General features: G+C 64.2%; 18 protein-coding genes. 8 read left to right on the forward strand and 10 right to left on the reverse strand.

The window, feature by feature from the left end; genetic code table 11:
- Nucleotide 1 precedes the first annotated feature (1 nt).
- A complete protein-coding gene (locus CLN94_RS09670; protein ID WP_096433626.1) occupies nt 2–1,396 on the forward strand; it encodes a nodulation protein NodH in 1,395 nt (464 codons plus the stop codon).
- A 1-nt stretch (nt 1,397) separates the two neighbouring features.
- Here CLN94_RS09670 and CLN94_RS09675 read toward each other — a convergent pair whose 3' ends face one another.
- From CLN94_RS09675 to CLN94_RS09705, 7 genes are all read right to left on the reverse strand, one after another.
- A complete protein-coding gene (locus CLN94_RS09675; protein WP_096433628.1) occupies nt 1,398–1,862 on the reverse strand; it encodes a PTS sugar transporter subunit IIA in 465 nt (154 codons plus the stop codon).
- Between the two features lie 34 nt (nt 1,863–1,896).
- Nucleotides 1,897–2,472, reverse strand: coding sequence for a ribosome hibernation-promoting factor, HPF/YfiA family (hpf, locus tag CLN94_RS09680; protein WP_096433630.1), 576 nt, complete (start codon nt 2,470–2,472; stop codon nt 1,897–1,899).
- Nucleotides 2,473–2,715: 243 nt separating this feature from the next.
- Complete coding sequence (lptB, locus tag CLN94_RS09685) at nt 2,716–3,489, reverse strand: LPS export ABC transporter ATP-binding protein (RefSeq protein ID WP_096433632.1); 774 nt, start codon at nt 3,487–3,489, stop codon at nt 2,716–2,718.
- Complete coding sequence (gene lptA / locus CLN94_RS09690) at nt 3,489–3,974, reverse strand: lipopolysaccharide transport periplasmic protein LptA (RefSeq protein ID WP_096433634.1); 486 nt, start codon at nt 3,972–3,974, stop codon at nt 3,489–3,491. The genes lptB and lptA overlap by 1 nt, the downstream gene beginning before the upstream one ends.
- 7 nt (nt 3,975–3,981) lie before the next feature.
- Nucleotides 3,982–4,584 (reverse strand): LPS export ABC transporter periplasmic protein LptC, encoded by a 603-nt coding sequence (lptC, locus tag CLN94_RS09695; protein ID WP_096433636.1) that lies wholly within the window; start codon nt 4,582–4,584, stop codon nt 3,982–3,984.
- Complete coding sequence (locus CLN94_RS09700; protein WP_096433638.1) at nt 4,584–5,540, reverse strand: KpsF/GutQ family sugar-phosphate isomerase; 957 nt, start codon at nt 5,538–5,540, stop codon at nt 4,584–4,586. Before CLN94_RS09700 ends, lptC begins: the two co-directional genes overlap by 1 nt.
- Nucleotides 5,521–6,135, reverse strand: coding sequence for a ribonuclease D (locus CLN94_RS09705; RefSeq protein ID WP_096433684.1), 615 nt, complete (start codon nt 6,133–6,135; stop codon nt 5,521–5,523). The genes CLN94_RS09700 and CLN94_RS09705 overlap by 20 nt, the downstream gene beginning before the upstream one ends.
- Nucleotides 6,136–6,272: 137 nt before the next feature.
- Between CLN94_RS09705 and CLN94_RS09710 the strand changes: the two genes are divergently transcribed.
- Entirely contained in the window at nt 6,273–7,253 is a 981-nt protein-coding gene (locus tag CLN94_RS09710) for a glycosyltransferase (protein ID WP_096433640.1), read from the forward strand.
- Here the strand turns inward: CLN94_RS09710 and CLN94_RS09715 are convergent.
- Entirely contained in the window at nt 7,250–8,068 is an 819-nt protein-coding gene (locus CLN94_RS09715; protein ID WP_096433642.1) for an ABC transporter permease, read from the reverse strand. The two genes, CLN94_RS09710 and CLN94_RS09715, sit on opposite strands and share 4 nt — an antisense overlap.
- Before the next feature lie 76 nt (nt 8,069–8,144).
- Between CLN94_RS09715 and CLN94_RS09720 the strand changes: the two genes are divergently transcribed.
- The 4 genes from CLN94_RS09720 to CLN94_RS09735 all read left to right on the forward strand — a co-directional run bounded on the left by CLN94_RS09720 (nt 8,145) and on the right by CLN94_RS09735 (nt 12,648).
- Nucleotides 8,145–9,359, forward strand: coding sequence for a KpsE/RkpR family capsule polysaccharide export protein (locus CLN94_RS09720; RefSeq protein ID WP_143598901.1), 1,215 nt, complete (start codon nt 8,145–8,147; stop codon nt 9,357–9,359).
- Nucleotides 9,360–9,371: 12 nt separating this feature from the next.
- Complete coding sequence (locus CLN94_RS09725) at nt 9,372–10,025, forward strand: ABC transporter ATP-binding protein (protein WP_096433646.1); 654 nt, start codon at nt 9,372–9,374, stop codon at nt 10,023–10,025.
- Between the two features lie 80 nt (nt 10,026–10,105).
- Nucleotides 10,106–11,173 carry a sulfotransferase family protein gene (locus CLN94_RS09730; RefSeq protein ID WP_096433648.1) on the forward strand — a complete coding sequence of 356 codons (1,068 nt, stop codon included), beginning with the start codon at nt 10,106–10,108 and terminating at the stop codon, nt 11,171–11,173.
- On the forward strand, nt 11,170–12,648 hold the full coding sequence (locus CLN94_RS09735; RefSeq protein WP_096433650.1) for a glycosyltransferase family protein: 1,479 nt from the start codon (nt 11,170–11,172) through the stop codon (nt 12,646–12,648). The genes CLN94_RS09730 and CLN94_RS09735 overlap by 4 nt, the downstream gene beginning before the upstream one ends.
- A gap of 7 nt (nt 12,649–12,655) precedes the next feature.
- Here CLN94_RS09735 and CLN94_RS09740 read toward each other — a convergent pair whose 3' ends face one another.
- Nucleotides 12,656–13,417: a hypothetical protein gene (locus CLN94_RS09740; protein ID WP_096433652.1), complete on the reverse strand. Its 762-nt coding sequence runs from the start codon at nt 13,415–13,417 to the stop codon at nt 12,656–12,658.
- 140 nt (nt 13,418–13,557) lie between these two features.
- Here CLN94_RS09740 and CLN94_RS09745 point away from each other — a divergent pair, with 140 nt between their 5' ends.
- The gene (locus CLN94_RS09745) at nt 13,558–14,214 is read left to right on the forward strand and encodes a hypothetical protein (protein ID WP_096433654.1); all 657 of its coding nucleotides are present in this window, start codon (nt 13,558–13,560) and stop codon (nt 14,212–14,214) included.
- Here CLN94_RS09745 and CLN94_RS09750 read toward each other — a convergent pair.
- Nucleotides 14,204–20,152 (reverse strand): glycosyltransferase, encoded by a 5,949-nt coding sequence (locus CLN94_RS09750; RefSeq protein WP_179300281.1) that lies wholly within the window; start codon nt 20,150–20,152, stop codon nt 14,204–14,206. The two genes, CLN94_RS09745 and CLN94_RS09750, sit on opposite strands and share 11 nt — an antisense overlap.
- Nucleotides 20,153–20,391: 239 nt before the next feature.
- Here CLN94_RS09750 and CLN94_RS09755 point away from each other — a divergent pair.
- Nucleotides 20,392–22,300, forward strand: a 1,909-nt coding sequence (locus CLN94_RS09755; protein ID WP_096433658.1) for a calcium-binding protein, incomplete at its 3' end; no start/stop codon positions are given.

Genomic DNA, 22,300 nt, shown 5'->3' on the forward strand with positions numbered 1-22,300 from the left:
GATGCGCCCCTTCGACAGTTTCGTCATGCTCGCCGAGATGCGCACAGGCTCCAACCTGCTAGAGGCGGCGCTGAACGCGCTGGACGGCGTGACCTGCCACGGCGAGGCCTTCAACCCCGCGCTGATCGGCTATCCAAAACGCTCCGAGATGCTCGGCCTGTCGAAAGCTGAGCGCGATGCCGATCCGATGGCGCTCTGGGCGCGGATCAAATCGGCCGAAGGGCTGAACGGCTGCCGCTATTTCCACGATCACGATCCGCGCGTGCTGGACGCGATGCTCGACGATCCGCGCTGCGCCAAGATCGTGCTGACCCGCAACCCGATCGAAAGCTACGTCAGCCTGAAGATCGCGCGGGCCACCGGGCAATGGAAGCTGGGCGACGCGAAACATCGCAAATCCGCGCAGGCAAGCTTCGAAGTCGCCGAGTTCGAGGCGCATCTGGCCGAGTTGCAGGATTTCCAGCAGCGGCTGATGAACCATCTGCAGCGCAGCGGCCAGACCGCGTTTTACATCGATTACGAGGATGCGCAGGACCTTGGCGTGCTGAACGGGCTGGCGGCATGGCTGGGCGTCAAGGCGCGGCTTTCGGCGCTGCCCGACAGCCTCGTCGTGCAAAACCCCGAGCCGCTCGAAGCCAAGGTCGCGAATTTCCCGGCGATGGAGGCCTCGCTGGCGCGGCTCGACCGGTTCAACCTGTCGAAGACGCCGAATTTCGAGCCCCGCCGCGGCCCCAATGTGCCGGGCTTCATTGCCGCAGATGAGGCGGGGCTTCTCTATATGCCGATGCGCCCGGCGATGGATGCGCCGATCCGCGACTGGCTCGCGCAGCTTGGCCCGCTGCAAGAGGGGTTCTCGCAAAAGACCCTGCGCCAGTGGAAGCGCCAGCACCCCGGCCATCGCAGCTTCACCGTTCTGCGTCACCCGCTGTTGCGCGCGCATCTGGCCTTCAACGCGCTTGTGAACTGGGACAATTTCGCCGAAACCCGCGTGGTGCTGCGCCAAAGCTACAAGCTGCCATTGCCGCCCGAGGGTGAGGCCTTGCCGCCTGCCCGCCATGCCGAGGCGCTGATCGCCTTCATGGGCTGGCTGAAGGCGAACCTCGCCGGACAGACGAGCCTGGCGACGCATGGGCTCTGGGCGACGCAATCGGCGCAGTTGCAGGGCTTTGCGCAATTCGCCCTGCCCGACCTGATCGCGCGCGAAGATCGCCTTTCCGAAGATCTGGCCTATCTGTGCCAGTCTGCGGGCATCAAGGCGCCCGCGTTTCGCGCAGGCGGCGACCCGGCCACCACCACTCTGGCAGACATCTGGAAACCCGAGCTTGAGGCAGCGGCGCGCAATTGTTACGCGCGCGACTTCATGCAATTCGGCTTTGGGGATTGGAAAACGGCCTAGTTCAGGCGGCCTGAACGCCCTGCGCGGCCGTCAGAACCGCGTGCAGCGCCGCCGGATCGGTATTGGCGCGCAGCTTGGTGCAGGTTTCGGCATTGCGCATCGTGCGCGACACCAGCGCCAGCGCCTTCAGATGCTCGACCCCGGAATCCTTGGGCGCGAAGAGCGCAAAGACCAGATCGACGGGCAGGCGATCAACCGCATCGAAATCGAGCGGCTTTTCGAGGCGCAGGAACACGCCCACGACCCGATCAAGGCCGTGCAGACGCGCATGCGGCAAGGCAACGCCATGGCCGACACCCGTCGGGCCAAGGCTTTCGCGTTCCTGCAGCGCGTCCACGGTCTGAGGTGCATTCAGCCCGTAGGCTGAATGCGCGATCTCACCGAGATCCTGGAACAGGCGTTTCTTGCTCGTGACGTTGGACAGCACCTTGACGGCGCCCGGCAGGAGCAGATTGGTCAAATCCATTTGCTTCGACTTTTCCACGCCCGTCCCCGGACGCTCACTTGCTGTTACGCGGATCGATCCAGCCGACATTGCCATCTTCACGGCGATGCACGACGTTGACCCCGCCATGTTTCTCGTTGCGGAAGACCAGAAGGTCCGCGCCGGACAGTTCCATCTGCATCACCGCTTCGCCAACCGAGAGCGTGGGAACCTTGGTTTCCATCTCGGCCACGATCATCGGCGCGAGGCCGCTGCCTTCGGTCTCCGACTCGTCGTCTTCCGCGGCGAGCACATACATGCCTGCGTGGTCGAATTCAACCGGCTGCGAACGTTCCTTGTGGTGATCCTTCAGGCGACGCTTGTGGCGACGCAGCTGCTTGTCCATCTTTTCGCGGCACGATTCGAAGGCCGCATAGACCTCGGTCGCGTGGCCCTTGGCCGTCGCGGTGAGGCCGGTGGACAGGTGCACGGTGGCTTCGCAGATGAACTCATGCGCATCCTTCGAGAAATTCACCGTCGCGTCGGTAGGACGCTGCGCGTATTTCTCGACGGTTTCGCCAAGTTCGGATTTCACATGGGTTTGCAGGGCTTCGCCAACGTCGAGTTGTCTTCCGGTGATTTTGTAACGCATGGCTTCTCCTTCACGTCATTGCCTGACAACCAGCACATCACGCGCCGGTTGCAGGGTGGTTAAACTGCCAGAAAACGCTGTGCGCGCGCCCCGAGCGCCTTGCGCAGGTTGAGCGAAACCGGGCGGAAAATTCTGCCGCGAAATCACTCGGGTAAGGGGGCGGTGTTCACGCATTTGGTTCATTTGGGAACGGATTGCAGGAAGTGTCAACGGGTCAGTTTCGCCGCAGTGCAAAACCGCCTGTCAGATGATCCTGAAGTTCTGGCCGAGGTAGACACGGCGGACGTTCTCGTCACGCACAACTTCGTCGGTGGTGCCCGACATCAGGACCTTGCCGTCGTGCAGAATATAGGCCCGATCGACAATTTCCAGTGTTTCCCGGACGTTGTGATCGGTGATGAGCACGCCGATGCCGCGTTCCTTCAGATGCGACACGAGCTGACGGATTTCGCCGACGGCGATCGGGTCGACGCCCGCGAAAGGCTCGTCGAGCAGCAGGTATTTCGGGTCGGCGGCCAGGCAGCGCGCGATTTCGACGCGGCGGCGTTCACCGCCCGACAGCGCGAGCGCCGGGGCCGAGCGCAGATGCCCGATCGAGAAATCCCCCAGCAGCTCTTCGAGCCGTTCGCGGCGATGATGGGGCTCGTCCAGCACGATTTCCAGCACGGCCATGATATTCTGCTCGACCGTAAGCCCCCGGAAAATCGAGGTTTCCTGCGGCAGATAGCCGATACCAAGGCGCGCACGGCGATACATCGGCAGGGTGGTCACATCCTGCCCGTCGATCTTGACGCTGCCCGCGTCGGGCGTGATCAGCCCGGCGATATTGTAGAAACACGTGGTCTTTCCCGAGCCGTTCGGGCCCAGAAGCGCCACAACCTCGCCCTGATGCAGCGTCATCGAGACGTCCCGCAGGACCGGTCTTTGCCGATAGGATTTGCGCAGGCCCTGAACCTCAAGCCCGGTACCGCCCGTAGGCTGATCCGCCGCGGGCGCCTGATCGGGAAGCAGATCCATCAGTTGCCTCCCGGCTGGAGAATCGTGCGCACGCGGCCTTGCATCTGACCGGTGCCGGTCGCCAGATCGACATCGAGGCGCTGGCCCGACATCACGTTCTCGCCCTGCGTCAAAAGCACGTCGCCGGTCATCACCACGGTGCCCTTGGCCACGTCGTACATCGCCTCGGAGGCTTCGGCCGCCTCGCGGGCAGAGACGAGCGTCACGCCACCCGTCGCATGCAGCCGGTCGATGCGCGACTGGTCGCCCTGACCGTAGACCACCTCGACCTGCGCGGCCGTCAGACGCATATCGCCCTGACCAATCACGACATTTCCGGTAAAAACCGCATGCCCCGTCTCCTGATTCACCGCCAGCGAATCTGCGGTGACCTCGACCGGGGCCTTGGTGTCGCCCTTGATGCCGCCAAAAGCGATCTGCTGGCCCAGGGCGGGGCTCGCCGCGAGCAGGCCGATCAGCGCAAGAATGCGAAAACAAAACGACATCAGAACCTCATTGCGGCGGCAAATATACCAGTTTCACGCGCTCATTGAAGAGCAGATCAAGCACCTGACCGTTGTCATCGGCCTTCAATTCCATCCGGCCCGCCTCAAGCGTGCCGAACGGCCCCTCGCCGGACACCGCACCCGGCGAGACAAGTTCTGTCATATCGGGATTCACATCGATTCGCTCCGAGGCGATCCGATAGCCCGTCGAGGTCTGCAGCGTGACCTTTTCGCTCAGCACAAGGCCCTGCCCGGCCGGGTCCAGAACCCCCGAAGTGGCCGTCATATCGGCAACAAACCCCGATTTCGCGGTCAGTTTCGCCACCAGACCTTCGGCACTGGCGCCACGCTCGTTTTCAGGGTCGGGCACGGCGCGGCGGGCCGTCAGGCTCAGCACCGAGCCATCTTCGGTCATGCCCGCATATTGCGGCTCGATCAGGGCCGGCTCGCGCACAAGCTCCATCACGTCGACCTCGGCATAGGGAATCGCCGCCATCGGATCGACCCGGTTCGACAGCAAAAACAGGGTCGACAACAGCACAAGCGCGATCAGGGGCAGGACGATCTTGGCCCAGCCGACAAAACGCGAATGGCTGTTGTCATAGGCCATCAGACCACCCCGGCGCGCAGGCAGTCGTGGATCTGGATCAGGCCAACGGGGCGATCATCTTTCAGCGCAAAGAGGCAGGTGATCTTTTTCTCCTGCATCAAGGCAACGGCGGCCTCGGCCAGCGCGTCCGGCGCGATGGAGCGCGGGTTGCGGGTCATCACCTCTTGCACGCGATGCTCCAGCAGCCCCGCCATATGGCGACGCAGGTCGCCATCGGTGATGATGCCGGCAAGGCGCTCGTCGGCATCAAGCACGCCAACCACGCCAAAGCCCTTCTGGCTCATCACCAGCAGCGCCTCGGTCATCGGAGTGTCCTCGGCAACCAGCGGCATATCGGCATGCATCAGATCCGCCACTTTCGACAGCCGCGCGCCCAGTTTGCCGCCCGGATGGAAGGCGCGGAAATGCGCGGCGGTAAAGCCTCGATGCGCCATCAGCGCGACGGCCAGCGCATCGCCCAGCGCCAGCGTCATCGTGGTCGAGGTGGTGGGCACCACGCCGGTGCCGCAGGCCTCAGCCGCATGCGGCAGCACCAGCGCCACATCGGCCTGCCGCAACAGGGTCGATTCGGGGCGCGAGGCGACCCCGATCAGCGGGATCGAGAACCGCCGCGTGTGCGCGATCAGATCGGCGAGTTCAGGCGTTTCGCCCGAGTTCGACAGCACCAGCGCCACGTCATCCTCGGTGACCATGCCCAGATCGCCATGGCTTGCCTCGGCCGGGTGGACGAATTGCGCGGGCGTGCCGGTCGAGGCCAGCGTCGCAGCGATCTTGCGCGCGATATGGCCCGATTTGCCCATGCCCGAGACGATCACGCGGCCACGCGCCTTCAGGATCAGCTCGACCGCTTCGGTGAAGGCACCGTCAAGGCTCTCGCCCAGCGCGGCCAGCCCCGCCGCCTCGATCGCGATCACTTCGCGGGCGGTCGTCAGGAAATCAGTGGTGGAAGATGTCATTCGGTTCCTCCCAGCCCATCAGGTCAAGCCGCGCCCGCGCCGGCAGGAAATCAAAGCAGGATTGCGCCAGCTCGGTGCGGCCTTCGCGCGCAAGGCGCCCGGCCAGAACCTCTTTCAGGCGGTGCAGATAGAGCACGTCCGAGGCGGCATATTCCAGCTGCGCATCGGTCAGCTGCGGCGCGCCCCAGTCCGAGGTCTGCTGCTGCTTGGAAATATCGACGCCAACCAGCTCCTGCAGCAGGTATTTCAGCCCGTGGCGGTCGGTAAAGGTGCGCACCATCTTCGAGGCGATCTTGGTGCAGAACACGGGTGCCGTGATCACGCCAAACGCGTTGTAAAGCGCGGCGATATCGAAACGGGCGAAGTGAAACAGCTTCTCGGTGCCCGGATCGGCCAGCATCGCGCACAGCCGCGGCGCCTCAAGCTGCCCCTTGGCGATCTGCACCAGATGCGCATCGCCGTCGCCCGACGAGAGCTGCACAAGGCAAAGCCGGTCGCGGCGCGGATCGAGCCCCATGGTTTCGGTGTCGATGGCCACGACCGGGCCAAGATCGAGCCCCTCGGGCAGGTCGTTCTGATGCAGATGGATCGCCACGTCTGTCTCTTTCACTTTGACTTTCGCGTCATATAAGCCCTTCGGCCGCGCAATGCCAATGCAGGCTTTCCGCCGAAGCGCCGCGCTTTTGCCGCAGGCGGGTTTCTGCTAGCACCAAGGCGCAAGAAGGAGCCCCGATGCACAACCCCGATCCCACCGCCAAACCGCGCCTTGTCGCCGTCGTCGTGACGCGCGATCGGCTGGCGCAGCTACGCGTGACGCTGCCCCGGCTGATGGCCGATTTGCCCGGCGCCCTCGATGCGGTGGTGGTGGTCGACAATGCCTCGGGTGATGGCACGGCCGAGTGGCTGCGCACACAGGCGCATCCGGCGCTACACATCCTGCGGCAAGAGCAAAACACCGGCGGCGCGGGCGGGTTCGCGGCGGGTATCGCGGCGGCACAGAGCCTTTTTGACCCCGACTGGATCGTTGTGATGGATGATGACGCCCGCCCCGAGCCGGGCGCTTTGGCGGCGTTTCATGCGCTTGAGACCCAAGGCGCCGAGGCTGTGGCGGCGGCGGTCTATTACCCTGATGGCCGGATCTGCGAAATGAACCGCCCCTCGGGCAACCCGTTCTGGCAGCGCGCGGCGTTCTGGGGGGCGGCAACGCGAGGCCGCGCGGGGTTTCACATCGGGGATGCAGCCTATTCGGCACTGCCTTGCGAGATCGACGTGACCTCTTTCGTAGGGTTTTTCATCTCGCGGGCGGGGCTGGCGCGAGCAGGCCTGCCCGATGCGGACCTGTTCCTTTATGGCGATGACGCGATCTACACACTGGGGCTGCGGGCGCGCGGCGGGCGCATTCTGTTCGCGCCCCAGATCCGCTTTGCGCATGATTGCTCGACCTTCGCGCCCGGCGAGCGGCGGTTTCGCCCGCTCTGGAAGGCCTATTACTATCAGCGCAACTTGCTGATCCTCTACCGGATGGCGGCGGGCGCATGGTTCTGGCCGGTGCTTTGCGTGATCCTGCCACGCTGGCTGATGCGCATTCGCGCGCATCGCGGCGCGCGGCGCGCCTTTCTGCGCCTGACGCTGGCGGCGCTTGCGGACGGGCTGCGCGGGCGCCGCGACCGGCGCCATGCCGAGGTGCTGCACCTGGCCGAGACGCGTGACTAGTCCTGCAGCAAATCGAGGTGGAACCGCCACATCAGCAGCACCCCGAAGAACAAGGGCACCAGCGCGAAGATCAGCACATAAACCGGGTTCGCATAGGCCGCGTCATACATCGGATAGAACCCGCTGCGCACCATCCCCGTCAGTTGCAGAAGCGGGTTATACCACAGCACCTCCTGCGCCATCTGCGGCAGGTCCTCGTAGATATAGAACAGCCCCGAGGCCAGCACGAGCGGCCGCGTCGCGATCGACCAGAGTCGCTCCCACGCCGGAAACTTGCCAAATGGGACGACGTTCAAAACGCCGATGCCGAGCCCAAGCAGCATGATCAGCAAGATGCCGGTCACGATCGGGCCGATCTTGATCACCGCATGAGTGTCGATCACGGCAAAGATGCCGGCGATCAGGATCACCGCCACCAGCAACTCGGTCAGCACGTTCAGCAGAAACCGCGCAATGACCGCATCGACCCAGGTCACCGTCGGATATTGCATCAGCGGGCGCGAAAAGGTCAGCGCACGACCGACCGTGCTGGAAACATGGGTGAACATCTTCAACGGCAGATAACCCGTCGCATAGAACAAGAGGAAGCTTGTCCCCAGCGACGGGTTGCGCAGCATCAGCGAAAAACCGATCGACAACACCAACAGCACCGCGATCGGCTCGACCAGGGCCCAGATATAGCCGCCCGGCGTGCGCCCGAAACGCGTCGACATCTCGCGCAGCATCAGCGCGATCACCGTGCGCGCCGTCGCCGCAAGGATCATGCGGACGGGGCGCTCCGAAGGCTGGTCGGGATGCGGAATGATGATCGTCATGAAGGGCGGTTCCGGCTGGATATGTAGGGGCGACTATGCAAGAAAAGTCGCGAGGAAACAAATAGCAGATCAACCGATGATTGATTCCGCCCCTTCGGCACCAGAGGCGCGCAGCCCGCAAACGCCCCAAACCCCGAAGGCACCGGGCTTCACGCGGGCGACCGCGCGCCCGGCAGGCATGCGCAAGCGCCACAAGCTGCTGCTGATGTCCTTCCTGATCGGGATTCTGGGGCCGCTGGTGCTGGTGGCGTTCTATCTCTGGGTCATCGCCGAAGACCAATATGCCTCGGTCACGGGCTTTGCCGTGCGCAAGGAAGAAGGCGGAGCGATCTCGGAAACGCTGGGCGGGCTGATCCAGTTCGCCGGTGGCTCGGTCAGCTCGGAAAGCGATATCCTCTACGAATTCATCCGCTCCAGCGAGATCGTCGCGGCCGTCGATCGTAAAATCGACCTGCGTTCGCATTACGCGCAATACTGGCCGGGCGACTGGGCCTTTTCGATCTGGCCCGATGCCACGATCGAAGACCTCACCTGGTTCTGGCAGCGCGTGGTGCGGATCAGCTATGACAAGGCCAGCGGGCTGATCGAGGTCACCGTGCTCGCCTTCGATCCGCAGACCGCGCAGATCATCGCGCAGGCGATCCTTGACGAGAGCCAGAACAAGATCAACACGCTCAACGCACAGGCGCGCGAAGATGCAATGCGCTATGCCTTGTCGGATCTGGAGGTCGCGGTTGCGCGGCTGAAAGAGGCGCGCGAGGCGATGACGAATTTCCGCACCCGCACCCAGATCGTCGATCCCGAGGCTGATTTTCAGGGCCGCATGGGGGTGATGAACACCTTGCAGCAGCAACTGGCGCAGTCGCTGATCGAATTCGACCTCTTGGCCGAGACGACCAAGAGCACCGATCCCCGCATCGCTCAGGCCCAGCGCCGGATCGAGGTGATCCGCCAGCGGATCGCGCAGGAGCGCCGCTCCTTCGCCTCGCAAGTGGGCGAGAATGGCGCGGCGGGCGACGATTTTCCCAAGCTTTTCGCTGAATATGAGGGGCTTGTCGTCGATCGCGAATATGCCGAGGAAACCTATCGCTCGGCGCTCAGCGCGCTTGATTTGGCCCGGGCCAATGCCGCGCGCCAGAGCCGCTATCTGGCGAGCTATATCCGCCCGAGCCTGCCGGAAAGCTCCGAATACCCGCGTCGCGCTGTGCTGTTCTGGCTGACCGCGCTGGTATTGGCGCTTGGCTGGGCAACGCTGGCGCTGATCTATTATTCGATCCGCGACCGGGGCTGAGCAGGGGGCCGGATGATCCGCTTCGAGCATCTGAGCAAAGGGTTCCAGCTGCGCGGCCAACGCAAGGAGGTGATCCGCGACCTCACGCTCGAACTGCCCTCGGGGCGCTCGCTCGGGCTTCTGGGGCGCAACGGCGCGGGCAAATCGACGCTCTTGCAACTGATCGCGGGCACGATGCGACCGGATTCCGGGCGGATCGTTTCGGATGGCTCGATCTCCTGGCCGGTGGGGTTTGGCGGCTCGTTTCACCGCGAGATGACCGGGATCCAGAACATCCGTTTCATCGCGCGGATCTACGGCGTCGACAGCGACGAGCTTGTCGCCTTCGTCGAAGACTTCGCCGAGCTGGGCCGGCATTTCCACATGCCGGTGCGCAGTTATTCCGCCGGGATGCGCGCGCGGCTGACCTTTGGCGCCTCGATGGGGATCCGGTTCGATACCTATCTCGTCGATGAAACCACCGCCGTCGGCGATGCCGCCTTTCGCCGCAAGAGCCGCTCTATCTTCAGGGAGCGGATGAAACACGCCTCGGCAATCATGGTCAGCCACTCGCCCCGGCAATTGCGCGCGTTTTGCGACGCGGGCATCGTGCTCGAGAATGGCAAGCTGCGGTATTTCGACGACCTCGAAGAAGCGATCGAGCTGCACGAGCGGCAATTGGCATAATCGCGCTAGGGTTGCACGTGCGCCTTGAAAGGCAGGGCCACAGGCGCTACCCCGAGGAAGGCGCGCAAGGATCGGGATGCATGCGAAAGACACTCGTTCTTCACATCGGTCATTACAAGACAGGCACCACCGCCCTGCAGGTGTTTTGCGCGAATAATGCGAAGGCGCTGCGCAAGCTCGGCATCGACTACACCGCCGAGATGCGCCACCTCGCAAAACACTCCCGCCCGGCCTTCGCGCTGCTCAAAGCGGCGGGGGCGCGGACGCTCATGCATGGCTTTCGTGACCCGGCCCCGGTCGAGGCGATCTGGGCCGAGCTGTTCGAAGCCGTTCACAAAAGCAAGGCGCCGCAGGTCCTGATCAGCTCCGAAGAGTTCATGCGCCTTGGCGCCCATCCCGAGGCCGAGGCGCTTCTGGCGCGAATTTTCGCTGCGCAGAGAAATGCGCTGGATGTTCGCATCATCGCCTATCTGCGTGCGCCCCAGGCGCATCTGCGCTCGTGGTACAACCAGCTCGTCAAGATGAACATGCCGGTGCCGGGGTTCAATGAAACGGTGCGCTCGGTGATCGAGCCGATCCATTACGATTACGCGCTGGCGCTGGGGCCGTGGCTGCGTCTGTTCGGGCCCGAAGCGGTGACGATCCGGCCCTACACGGATGCGCTGCGCAAGGGCGATGCGCTGTTTGCGGATTTCATTGCTGCACTTGGCCTGCCGCCGCAGCCCCTGCAGAAATGGGCGCTGCCCGAGGCCGATGTGAACCCGCGCATGGATGACCGCCTGCTTGAGCTGGCCCGCGTGATGCGCCTGCTCGATGTGCCGAAAGCGCAGCGCGGGCGGATGCTCGAACGCGCACGCGGCTTTCTGGATCTGGCCGGAGATCCGGCTGCCGATCTGACGGAAATTTCGCAGCGCGCGCAGGCGGGGCTGGAGGAACTGGCACATCTGCCCGGTACACAGTTCGACACCAAAAGCCTTACTGGCGATCTGCCTCAACCCGAGGACCCGCGCATCGGCGAACAGGCGGCCTTGCTTGGCCTGATGCTGCAGGACCATCGCCGCCTGAGCCATGCCAGCGACAAGAAGATCGACTTGCTGACAAAGCGGGTCGAGGCGCTCGAAGCCGCGCTCTCCGGCACCCGGACATGAGGATCCTTTACTACAACTGGGTCGACTATCTGGACGACGAACATCGCGGGGGCGGTGTTTCGGTCTATCAGCGCAACCTGATGCATGCCTGGGACGCGGACCCGACTATTCGCGAAAGTTTTCTGTCGTCGGGGATTTCCTACGATCTTTTCAACCGCGCGCCGCGCTGGGAGCGGCTGCGTCACGGGCCCGAGGCCGACCGCGACCGCCGCTTTGAGATCGTGAATTCCGGGGTTCTGTCGCCGGCGCATTTCTCGTTCGGCAGCCCGCATCAGATCGCGCATGCGCCGACAACCGAGGCCTTCTTCGACTTTATCGACAAGACCGGCCCCTATGACGTGATCCATTTCAACAACCTCGAGGGGCTGCCGATCGAGGTTCTGAAGCTCAAGGAGATCTGGCACAGGACACGCGTGGTGGTGACGCTGCACAACTACTACCCGTTCTGCCCGCAGGTGAATCTCTGGCAGCGCGAGGCGGAGCATTGCGCGGATTTCAAGGCGGGCGCGGCCTGTGCAAACTGCCTTGTGCAGCCCCGCCCCGACGCACGTTTGCTGCGCGGCGCGAACGGGCTGGCCTACCACCTGAAATGCGCCGGATTGCGGCCCGGCAGCCGCGCCTTCGACCTGACATTCCGTCAATTGATGCGCGCCGGGCGGCTGTCGCTGCGCGCCGCCGGAATGCTGCGCAGGCGCGTCCGGGCCGCAACCGCTGCACCGCGATCCGGCTCCACCCAGGCGCAGCATTTTGCTGCGCGACGCAAGCAGATGGTTGCCGCGCTCAATGCGCATGCCGATCAGGTTCTCTGCGTTTCCGGGCGCGTGCGGGAAATTGCTGCGCAGCATGGCCTCCGCCCGGAGCTGCTGCGCACAAGCTATATCGGCTCGGCCCATGCACGGCATTTCGCGGAAACCCACCCGGCAGACAGCCTGCTGAACCCTGATGGCACGCTGAGCCTGGCCTATCTGGGCTATATGCGGCGCGACAAAGGGTTCTTCTTTTTGCTCAATGCGCTTGAGGCCCTGCCCGAGGCGCAGGCCCGCCGCCTGCACCTGCTGGTCGCGGCGCGCAGCGGTCCACCGGAGGCGATGGCCCGGCTGGCGGCCTTGCGCCCTCGGCTCGCCAGCCTGACCCATGTCGACGGCTACCGTGCGAACGACCTTGATCACCTTCTTGCGGACACGCGTCTCGGGCTGATCCCGGTTCTCTGGGAGGATAACCTGCCGCAGGTCGCAATCGAAATGCACGCCCGCCACATTGCGCTGCTGACCTCGAACCGGGGCGGTGCCTCCGAGCTTGGCCGGTTCCCCGCGCTGATCCATGACGCCGGCTCGATCCCGGATTTTCATCGCTGCCTGCAAACGGCACTGAACGACGCAATCGACCTTCGGGCCTATTGGGCAGGCGCGATGGCGCCAGTGTCCATGCCGGAGCATTTGGCGCAGTTGCGCTCGCTCTATCAGGAACCGGCCTGAGCGCCGGTCAGAAGCTGAAAGGATCTCGCGCCACAGCCTCTTCCAGCCGCGCGCGGAGCTCCGAGATGTTGGGCACGAAATCCGTGATCCGCGCCGTGTTCTGGCCGCGTGTCAGCAGCGCATCGCGAACCCGTTTTTCATAGTCGGGAAAAGCCGCCCGGTCGATCGCAAGATGGGCGAGCAGATCCTGGACGCGCGCCCTGCCAGCGTCAAAGTCGCCGTAGACATCCTCGAAATGGATCACGAAGGGATCGACCCCGAATTCCTCGAACAGCCGCGCCAATTGCTGGCGCCGATTTCGGCACAGCTCAAGGTGGCGCAGCGGCGCTTCAAGCTCGATCGGCGCAAGCGTGATCTCACCGCGCTCGATCCGCTGGTAATTCGCGTCGGCCGCCTCCTTGCCCCAGGCGCCGGTGATCTTGGCAAGTTCAAGCGAAACGATGCGATCGACCTCGTTGCGGCGATCAAGCACGACATGGCGATTGCCATAGCGCTCGCCCGCCTCCATCAGCGCCCGGTTCAGCGCGCTCGGCACGATCTCGTGGCAATGCTTGATCTTGCGCCCCGGAGCGAGCGCCTCGTCAACACCCGCGCGCAGTGCCGCCAGATCCCCACGCTGCCGAAAATCGCGCGTGATCGCCCCGAACTTCCGATCGACATTGAACGGCTCGTGCTCGGTCGCGAGATGCTCGGACATTTCCATCACGAGGCTGGCAAGCGTGGTCCCGCCAGTGCGCCGCATCGTCCAGATCAGGAAAGGGTAACTCATGGCGTCTCGCCGCAGAAGGATCGGTCGAAGCGGACGCTATCACCCCTCGTGCGGAGCCTCAATGCCATGAGGCGAGTGGTTTGCCCTTCGCTCAACTAAGACGTATTGTCCCGCAGCCCAAACAGGACTGGTGAACGAACATGCTCATCGGCGTCGAGAAACGCTTTATCTTCGTGGCCAACACCAAATCGGCCTCGACCTCCATCGAGCATCTGCTGATGCCCTATTCCGAGGTCATCCATGGCGGCAATGCCCGGCGCAAGCACAGCGCGCTGCGCAAGGTCCTTGGCGAATATCGCTTTCTGTTCGCGCAACCCGAGTTTGCCCCCGAAACTTTTTTCCGCTTCGGCGTGATGCGTGAACCGATCGACTGGATGGGGTCGTGGTTTCGCTATCGCAAGGGCAAGGGCCGCAAGGTGCAGCTGCCCCGCGAGATGAGCTTTGCCGAATATTGGGCCGAGACCGTCAGCAAGGCGGGCGATCCGCGCAAGACGCGCCGCCCGAACCAGCATGACATTTTCGTCGATCGCTCCGGCGCGCCGATCGTTGATGTGATCATCCCGCACCACCGCCTCGACGCCTATCTCGGTGAGATCTGCGAGCTGCTGGGTATTCCCTTCGAGCTTGCGGAAAAGAATGTCAGCGCGCTCAAGGCGCCGAAAACACAGTTCATTCCCGAAGAGCTTCTGCCCGAGATGCGCGCGTTCTTTGAGCGCGATTATGCGCTTTGGGACCAGCTTGAAACGCTCAATGCGGCGGGGATGGAAAAGCTGCGCCGCCGCGTGCTCACGTCTTGAGACCGTCAAGACGGGCCCGCACGAAAGACGCCTCGGTCCAGTGAACTGAAAGCCCCTCTTCGTAGAGCACGTCGCGGCCTTCGGAGACCAGCGCAAGATATTTCTGATATTCTTCGGCGCCATTGAAATGCTGGCGTCGCGCGGTCTCGGCCTGAGCTTTGCGGCGGAAATCCGCGTTGTACTTGAAGTGCCCGAACAGCAATTCGCGCCGCGCGACGCGCATGCCCGCGCCATAATGCAACCCCGCCGAGAGCCGCATCAGCGGGTGATACTTCAGCAGCGCGAGTTTCTGCGCAACGAACAGCTCACGCCGCGATCCGGGGATCAGACGATGGCGCACCGCGCTCGTCCAGGTTGGGGCGTTCGAATAGGGGCCCTGCCCGAACGAGGTTTCAAGGAACGGTTCCCGGTCGATGAAACAGGCCTGTTCGAATGGCGCGCCCGCGCGGAAATCCACCTGCTCAAGGGAGCCGCGGGGATACATGTCGAGCATGAAAACACGCGCAGCATCAGCATCGGCGAAATCTTCGCTGCGCAGCAATTCCGGCAGGCTGCCCGACAGATCAGCGCGCCAGACCAGCAGCTCATCAGCATCGGCAACCAAGGACCAGCGACCGACGCGGAACGCCGCCAGCAGCGCCTGCTGCCACGCCACGCCGTAATGCGAAAGCCGGTAGGCAGTGTCGACGGAAAAGACCGAGACATCCGGCTGCGCCTCCAGATATTCCAGCGTTCCATCGTCCGAGCAGTTGTCGGCGATCAGGAAAGCGCCCACCCCCATTGCCCGATAATGCGCGAGGAACTGCGGCAGCATGAACATCTCGTTGCGCATGCAGGCCACAACCGCCACCTCGGCGTTTCGGACGGCCTCCAACCGCTCCGCAGGCGAGATCAGTTCGAGCGCGTTGCAATCTTCGGACAGATGCGCTGGCAGATAGCTTGGCCAGATCTTTTTCGGCCAGAGCCCAGGCGCCTCTAGTAGCTGGCGCTGCGCAGGCGCCTGATCCTCGGCACGGTCCAGATGCACGAGCTTGACCGGATTGCAGGCGCTGGCATTGAAGCCGTTCACCCAGCGCGGCACCGGCAGGCCCGCCGGGTTTTCGCGGCGGCGCACGGTGATCCGATAATCCTCATCCGCCGGTGCGATCCCTTCCAACGCCAGCAGGTCGCCCAGCATCTTGTCTTCCATGAAAGACCGCTGGATCAGCGCGCGGCCTTCGGGGCTGGCGGCGGCGCGGGCAACGGCGTCCATCGCCGCGCGCGACAGCGCGTAGCCCGACCCGCCGTCGCAATAGAGGGACGGCTCGGCGGATTTATCAAGCTCCAGCCTTCCGCGCGCGCTTTGCGATTTAGCATTGTGCCAGGCACGGTCCATCTGGCCCGTAACCCGCGTCAGCTTGCGCCCGTAATAGTCGAATTTCAGATGGCTGAGGCTGTGGAAATACTCCGCCGCGTTCAGGAAACAGTCATCGTCGATCTTGAGCAGATAGCCAAAGCCCGTGTTGCGCCGCACCCAGTCGATCGTCGCGAGGGTTTTCTGCGGTAGCCCTTCGTAGTCGTCCGGGCAGGGCAGATGCAGCACATCGCCGTCTTGCCGCGCGGCACCTGTGGCACCGCCGACGACCACCACATAGGGCACGCCCAGCACCCGCAGCGCCGAGAGCCAGCCCTCGCGCATCGCCGGGATCCGCGTCGCGAGATTGGGCTGGCACGAGAAAACCGTCACCAGCGTGTCGAAGATTGGGTTCTCGGAAGCGGGCAGCGGCTCGGTCTTCGCGATGTCACCGAACAGCGCGGCCAGTTGGCTCTCGACCGCCGTGCCGCGCGCGCGGTGCAGCGCCGCCCGAACCGAAGATGCCGCAGCGATCTCGTTCCGCACATCCGCCGGACGCCCGGAAAGCTGCGCCTGCAGCCAGTCACAGCAAAGAGCCGAAGCCGCGGGGTGTTCCGCCACCAGAACCGCAAGCCGGATCGCCAGAGCAAGGCCAAGATAGCCCGACCCGTGAGACGCCAGCGGACGCAGATCCTGCAAATGCGAGGCAAACTCGTCCGTGTCGGGGGCACGGGTTTTGGCCTGCTGCACCAGTGCCGCGAGCCGCGCCCCTAGGTCGTGCTGCAGGCGATAGAACGGCGCGTGCGACACCTTGGGCCCCTGCGCCATCAACGCCTCGCGGACAAGCCCGCAAAGCGCGGGATCGGCCTCGGCCTCGTTCGGGAAGGAGAAATGGCGAATTCCGGCTTCGGCCGGATCAAGACCCGCGCGCGCAGCTTCCGCAAGGAAGGCACTATCGGACCGTGCGGGCAGCCCCGCCGGACCGAGAATCTCGCGCCGCAACCGCGTCGCACCCGAGGCGCCAAGGCTCTCGAACAGGTGCAGCGCGTCGATCTGCGCCGGCGTGGCCGGGCCACCAAAGCCGCCCTCGACAAGCGCCGCGAATGCCTTCGCCGCAACCTGCATTTGTGGCCCGGCACGCTCGGCCCTTTGGGCAAAGCCCCGCCAGAACTCGGGCTGCAACCCATAGGCGCGCAGCAGGGTCTCTTCGGTCTGGCGGCGCAGGTAGTCAGGCAGATGCGCGCCAGCCTCGATCAGTGACAACCCTGCCTCGATCAGCGCGCGGCATGGCACCCGCTCCCAATACTCGGGTTGGCGCCGGTCGATCAGCGCGAGGTAGGCGTAGATCACCTTGTCGCGCCGGGCCACATCAAGGCGCGGATCGCGCAGCGCCCGGCGCACGGTCCAGCCAATAGCGGACGTCACAAGCCAGCTTTCACGATCTTCGACCAGATGCCAAAGCACCTCGTCCAGACGGTCGAGATCCCCTTGCAGCAGCAGGAAGGGCAGGATCGCGGAATCGTGCCAGCCCTCGCCCTTTGGCGCGAAAGCGGGTAGCCCACGATCTTTCGCGTAGTCGAACAGCGCCTCGGCCCGGTCCGAAAGACAAAACACCTCGGAGAGTGCGATGCAGGCCTCGGCCAGCGCGGCGCCACTTAGCCCAAGGTCCGGCAAGAGCTGCGCCGGGTCCGTGCCCGGATCACGACGGCGTGCCTCGGCAAAGCGGCCAAGCGTGCGCGACACGTGACGCTCATGCGCCTCGGGGCCGCCCGAAGTCAGGTCGGGTTTCGGCGGTGGCGGCGGACTTTCGGGCCCGCCTTCGGGCCAGAGAAACGCTTCAAGCCGAAGCTGCGTCGCAAGGCTGGCAACGGCCCGCTGTGCCAGTGGCGAAAGCCGCGACCAGAGACCGGCGAAGCGCACATGTTCAAGGATCTGTGTTGCCGCAAGGAGGTCATTGCCCAGATCGGTCACTGCCAGCCGCGCGGAGATTTGCTGCGCCAGATCTTCGCGGGTCAACCGGAGCGGTAGCCGCTTGCCGTCCGCCTGCAAGGTCAGTTGCAGCGGGCTGCCTTCGGGAATGTACTGCCAGACGCGGCCTGGCAGCATCAGGCGCAAACCGGAGCCTGCCTCGATCGGCGCTGGCAGCGCGTCGATATCCTGCCCGCGCGCATCCAGAAACCGCGCGGTCGCAGCATCGGCGGCAGCGCGCAGCTCAAGCCGATGGCTGAGCCAAAGACCGGAGGCGCCCGTCGCGGGATCAAGCGGCACCGCCAGATCCAGCGCCGCCGCCGGGACCGCCCCATGCAGATCGAAGCGTTCAATCTGATCGAGCTTGCGGAACCGCCGCCCGCGCCAGCCTCCAAAGCGAAAGATCTCTTGGCCATCCAGGCGCACCCGGATCTGGGGCGGTTTGATCTCAAGCTCAAGGCGCTGCGGCCGGTCGCGGTGCAGAACAACCTTGCGCCGAATCTCGGCGCCCCAGCCTTCGGGCTCGGCGCTGCGTGCATTGCAAACCACAAGGCCTTCATCGGCGCGCAGCGAGATATGAAACAGAATTTCGTCGCTGCCACGCCGGAAGAACGAGAGGTTCGTGTAGGGCGCCTCGTGGAAATTCAGCCGGCAAGCCAGGAGGCCGTAACGCGTCACCGGAAAGCTCTGCATATGCGTTCGATCCATTCCGGAAGCCAAAGGGTCGGCGTCGTTATGACTCAACCCTGACGCGAAGACAACGCCCCCGATCTTCTGCATCCCATCAACCGAGCACAGTGCCCGGATGCGCGGCGGGATATGGGGATCGAACACTCCGACCGGCGCCTGAAGCCGCAGCAAACCCGGCAAGGCCATTAGCGCGAGCCGCTTTCGCTGCGCCGCAGAACATGCAGCGAAACTCGCCTGCTCCCACAGCGCCCGCGCAAACAGGCGGCGCGGCCAGTCCGGCGTCATCAAGGCGGTTTCGGGAATGCTGCGCCCGATATCTTGGATCTCGGCAAGCAGTCGGTCGGGGCGCTCGGCCCGCGCCAGAACCTGCCGCGCGGGCGGGTCGAGCGCGATCGCCACCGCGGGCCAGGCGCAATAGCTGACACGCTTCGCCCGCAGCGCAGCCCCGATCGTCACCCGCCACGACCCAAGCGCGCCCGTGCCAAAACGCAAGGCTTCGCTGCGCAGAAACTCGGTGCGGAAGATCTTGGCCGAAGGATGCGCGTGCAGTTTTGCGGCCTGATCCGACGCCAGAGTCATCGGGCCATTCCGCAGCGTGGCGGGGTCGGTTCCGGCCATATCGTGGAAGCCATTGTGGACCTCCGCCCCGCCGATCCCGAGCCGAAATTGCGACAGGCCAAAATCACTTTCGCTGCGCAGCATCTCCTCAAGCCATTGCGCAAGCCCACCGGGTTTGGGGCAGTCCCCGGCATCCAGAAACACGATGCAATCTCCGCGCGCAGCATCGAGGCCCGCGTTCCGCGCAGCCCCCTCTCCGCGCCCCGGATTGCGCAGTACCCGCACCGGGATCTGCGGCACCAGAGGCAGCAAAGCGTTCGCGCGGGCCTCGGGCACATCATCGCACACGATCAGCACTTCGCTTGCCAGCGGCGCATCTTGCAAAGCGGTCAGGGTGCGGCGCAGCGGCTCTTCCGCGCCGTTCCACGGGATCACGATCGAGAGGGGAGTGCGCCCGGCAAGTTCCAGCGCGAAGGCCTTGGGCAGCGTCAGATCCCACTCCGGCTGATAGTGCAGCCCCCGCCCTGCCAGAAACGCCCGCGCGACCTCCAGATAGCGCGCCCGGCGTTGGGGATTTCGCAGACTGACCGAGCGCTCAAACAGAAGCCGCGAGGCAATACGGGCATAGGCCTGATCGCCATGCGTTTTCGCAGCGCTCTGGATCAGCGGCGCGATCCGGTCGAGCACAGCGAATTGCTCAAACACACGGTCGCTGTCTTCGGCAGTGATCTGACCACTGCGCCCACGTGTCTGCAGATAAAGAGCCTCGGGCAGGTGTAGCAGCGCCCGCGTGCGCGCCGCGACCTGATAAAAGAACGCGTGATCTTCGAAGTAGGTGCCTTCGTCGAAATGCAGCCCCTCGATCAGCTCGCGGCGATAAAGCTTGTTCCAGGTCGAAGGAAAATGCCGGATCACCGCGCACCAGTCGTCCAGCGGATAGAGCCGCGCGCCACCCTCGATCTGCTCATCGCCATGGATCGCGGAATGGGTGCGGCTGGTACCATCGGGATGAAGGAAGCGAATGCCACAGGCAACCCAATCCGCCCCGCTCTCGGTCAGCGCCCCATGCATCCGCGCGAGGAAATCCGGCGCCAGGCGATCATCGCTGTCGAGAAAGGCGATAAACTGACCCCGCGCCTGTGCGAGGCCTGCATTCCGCGCCGCAGATAACCCGGCATTCTCCTGGGCAATCAGTCGAAACCGCGGATCGCCCGCGATCACCGCCTCGGCGCGGGCCCGCGACGCATCGCGCGAACCGTCATCCACCACGATCGCCTCAAAGTCGGCAAGGCTCTGGCGCTGCAGGCTTTGCAGACAGGCCTCAACATGATCCTCGACATCGAAGACCGGAACGATCACGGAAATCAGAGGTAGTAAGGAGCTGCGCAACAAGTCTGTCCGGTTGTATTTTCATCGACTATGCCAGAGCAGGGCGGGGCTGCCCAGCCCCTCGAAAACCCTTCGGCCGAGGCCTGCGGATGTTTCCAAAAAATTAATGCTTTTCAGTGCCTTGATGAATCCAAACTTAACCTGAAAATTGGCTGCAAGCGCCTTGTTTTCGCCCCAGTTGGACCCAGCCCATGCCCGCCCGCAGGCGCGCAATTCTGATCGGGTGATAGGAGGGGCGGATGGAACTGGGGTTCATCGGCACGTTTCAATCGGGCGCGGCGTCGCTCGACGCAAACATCTTGGATTTCTGCGTCCTCGAAATTGGCGGGGGCCTGTATCTTTATACCGTGTCGGGCGCCTATGGCGGGATCGCGGTTTATGCACTTGAGAGCGGCGCGCCGACACTGATCGACAGCGCCTATTACACCGACACCTCCACGATCGACTATGTGGCGCCGATCCTGATTTCATCTGGCACGCCGATGCTCGTCTACGGGTCGAGCTATCTGGGCCGCTTGCTGGGCTATAGCCTCGACGGCGTGGGTGAGATCGGGCTGCGCGACAGCCTGACACTGCCGGCAGGCGCGCCAGCGGGGTTCCAATCCGCCGCTGCGGCGCTCGATCTGCCGGGCGGAGAGGCGCTCTTTCTTGTCGATGACGATACCGGCGACCTTTATTCCTATTTCAACGATGGAACCGGCTGGGATCTGAGTGCCGGGCCGTTCGCCTTGCAGGTCGAGACCGGAGAGTCGGGCGACGCCATTCTGGAAACCGTTCGCATCGGCACCGCGACCTATCTGATCGCGACCACAAGCTTCTCGGACATGGTCCAGACGTTTCAGGTTTCGGAGTTTGACGGCACTCTGAGGGCAGTGGACACGCTGGGCAAGTTCGACGGCGTCGGCATCAACACACCGACCGCGATGGAAATCGTCGAGGCCTTCGGCAAGACCTGGATCCTGCTGGGTGCCGCCGAGAGCGGCTCGATCAGCGTGATGTCACTGGCCGCCGACGGAACCCTGAGCGCAACCGATCACCTGCTCGACACGCTCGAGACCCGCTTTGACGGGGTCACCGCCATGGCAAGTGTCACCGTCGGAGACCGCGTCTTTGTCATCGCGGGTGGGTCGGACGATGGCATCAGCCTGTTCACGCTGTTGCCCAATGGCGTTCTCGTGCATCTCAAGACCTTGGTGCATGCGACCGGGCTGGGGCTTGAGAATGTTGCGGCGATCGAGGCCGCGCTGGTCGGCGACAGCCTGCAGGTCTTTGTCGCCTCCGCGCTCAGCCCGGGCGTCGCGCTGTTCGAGATTGACCTCGCGACGCTCGGCGTCACCAAAACCACCTCGGGGACCACCGCGACCACGCTCTCGGGGGGCGCCGGAGACGATATGCTGGTCTCGACCGGGGATGAGGCCGACACCCTTCTGGGCGGCGCGGGCAGTGACATCCTTGTCTCGGGTGGCGGCGCGGTGGTGATGACGGGCGGCGCCGGATCGGATCTGTTCGTGATCGGCGCCGGCATCAAGCGGCAGGTCATCACCGATTTTGAACGCGGCCTCGACCGGCTCGACCTGACCAACTGGCCGATGCTGCGCAACACCGGCCAGCTGACCGCCTGGAACGAGGGCAACAACCTAATCCTCGCCTTCGACGGCCATGTCATCGAAATTCGCCCCGCAGGCAGCTACCTGCTGCGGCTCAGCGACATCCTCCCCGGCGCTTCGCTAGGCGCCCCCGATCATGCGCTGCTCTCGGGCGTCGGCTTCATTCTCTACGGCACTGAAGCGAGCGAGCGGATGATTGGCGGCCTCGGATCGGATTCGCTGCTGGGCGAAAGCGGCGGCGACACGCTTTTCGGCAACGATGGCGATGACGTCCTGTTTGGCGGAGACGGCGACGACCTGATTTGGGGCGGCGAGGGGAACGACGAGCTTTTCGCGGAGGCCGGCGCCGACACGATCGAGGGCGAAGACGGCGACGACTGGATCAACGGCGGCGAAGACAATGACCTTCTGCAAGGCGGCCTTGGCAACGATTACCTTGACGGTTCTTCTGGGGACGACGTTCTTTACGGGTCTGCCGGGGCGGATACGCTGGATGGGGGTGTTGGGAACGACACGCTTTATGGCGGCAACCAGGGGGATT

The organism is Pseudothioclava arenosa (assembly GCF_002358085.1).
Lineage (GTDB): Bacteria > Pseudomonadota > Alphaproteobacteria > Rhodobacterales > Rhodobacteraceae > Pseudothioclava > Pseudothioclava arenosa.

Bases quoted from the DNA above. Each gene is read 5' to 3' on its own strand.
- CLN94_RS09715 (WP_096433642.1), bottom strand. From the start codon at position 8,068: ATGACGATCATCATTCCGCATCCCGACCAGCCTTCGGAGCGCCCCGTC.
- lptB (WP_096433632.1), bottom strand. From the start codon at position 3,489: ATGGATCTGCTTCCCGATCAGGCGCCCGCGGCGGATCAGCCTACGGGC.
- lptC (WP_096433636.1), bottom strand. From the start codon at position 4,584: ATGGCCTATGACAACAGCCATTCGCGTTTTGTCGGCTGGGCCAAGATC.
- hpf (WP_096433630.1), bottom strand. From the start codon at position 2,472: ATGCGTTACAAAATCACCGGAAGACAACTCGACGTTGGCGAAGCCCTG.
- CLN94_RS09745 (WP_096433654.1), top strand. From the start codon at position 13,558: ATGCTCATCGGCGTCGAGAAACGCTTTATCTTCGTGGCCAACACCAAA.
- CLN94_RS09740 (WP_096433652.1), bottom strand. From the start codon at position 13,417: ATGAGTTACCCTTTCCTGATCTGGACGATGCGGCGCACTGGCGGGACC.
- CLN94_RS09720 (WP_143598901.1), top strand. From the start codon at position 8,145: ATGATTGATTCCGCCCCTTCGGCACCAGAGGCGCGCAGCCCGCAAACG.
- CLN94_RS09725 (WP_096433646.1), top strand. From the start codon at position 9,372: ATGATCCGCTTCGAGCATCTGAGCAAAGGGTTCCAGCTGCGCGGCCAA.
- CLN94_RS09735 (WP_096433650.1), top strand. From the start codon at position 11,170: ATGAGGATCCTTTACTACAACTGGGTCGACTATCTGGACGACGAACAT.
- CLN94_RS09675 (WP_096433628.1), bottom strand. From the start codon at position 1,862: ATGGATTTGACCAATCTGCTCCTGCCGGGCGCCGTCAAGGTGCTGTCC.
- CLN94_RS09700 (WP_096433638.1), bottom strand. From the start codon at position 5,540: ATGACATCTTCCACCACTGATTTCCTGACGACCGCCCGCGAAGTGATC.
- CLN94_RS09710 (WP_096433640.1), top strand. From the start codon at position 6,273: ATGCACAACCCCGATCCCACCGCCAAACCGCGCCTTGTCGCCGTCGTC.
- lptA (WP_096433634.1), bottom strand. From the start codon at position 3,974: ATGTCGTTTTGTTTTCGCATTCTTGCGCTGATCGGCCTGCTCGCGGCG.
- CLN94_RS09730 (WP_096433648.1), top strand. From the start codon at position 10,106: ATGCGAAAGACACTCGTTCTTCACATCGGTCATTACAAGACAGGCACC.
- CLN94_RS09670 (WP_096433626.1), top strand. From the start codon at position 2: ATGCGCCCCTTCGACAGTTTCGTCATGCTCGCCGAGATGCGCACAGGC.